Annotated in this window: 1 protein-coding gene; it reads left to right on the top strand. The window is 46.0% G+C overall.

What is annotated here, in order from left to right:
* Positions 1 to 462: 462 nt before the first annotated feature.
* A partial coding sequence (locus P5674_RS25345; protein ID WP_315670436.1) for a reverse transcriptase N-terminal domain-containing protein occupies positions 463 to 842 on the top strand: 380 nt, incomplete at its 3' end.

The following is an 842-nucleotide window of genomic DNA, read 5'->3' as shown; positions in this document are numbered from 1 at the left end:
BCCCCCAGTTTCAGGATACACAACCCGTCAGATTGAAGCGGGGAACGGAAGGCTCCAAGGTGTAACCCAACACCAGAATCGAGACCACTGCCAACCATCCATGATTAGGGAAACCGAATGTCTGGCTTGAACCATCGTAAAGAGTAAGTAGCGAAATAGGTTGATACGCTGCGCTCAAAAGAGTAAGGGGAAAAGTAGGGTAATTATGTCATCACCTACACAGACCTTTAAAAGTACCCCGGTGGAAAGGACAAGTCTAAAGATGGAATGCCCATATAAACGGAACGTTTTAACCCCTTCTAGGCTCTGACAATCTGGTCGAGAGAGTCAGTAGTGAAAGTGTAAGCGCAAGCCCATTAGGGGGTGAGATGTGACCAGAAGCCAATGCCCGACTGTAATGGTAGGGATATGCTAACGGGTCACGGTTTGATTGTAAAGAAATAGAGTCAAGTAGGTGTACAAATGGCGATAGCGAGTTTAAAGAAAGGATTTGGCAAGCCCAAACCAATCAAGACTACGAACAACGCATGGAAGGCAATCCCATGGACTAAGGTTCAGCGGAAAGTTTTCAAGCTCCAAAAGAGTATATTTCAAGCGGCTAAATCGGGACAGGATGCAAAGGTTAGAAGGTTGCAACGTCTATTGGTGAAATCATACTATGCTCGACTCTTAGCAGTACGGCGAGTGACCCAGGATAATCAAGGCAAGAAAACAGCCGGCGTTGATGGAGTAAGAGTAATCTCTCCAAGACAAAGGTTTGAGCTTGTTAAGAACATTAAGGGAAACCTCAAAGCAAAACCACTGCGACGGGTGTGGATACCAAAACCTGGCAGGGATGAAAA

It is taken from the genome of Limnospira sp. PMC 289.06 (assembly GCF_032350395.1).
GTDB lineage: Bacteria > Cyanobacteriota > Cyanobacteriia > Cyanobacteriales > Microcoleaceae > Limnospira > Limnospira platensis.
This window is presented reverse-complemented; position numbering and strand designations above follow the sequence as displayed.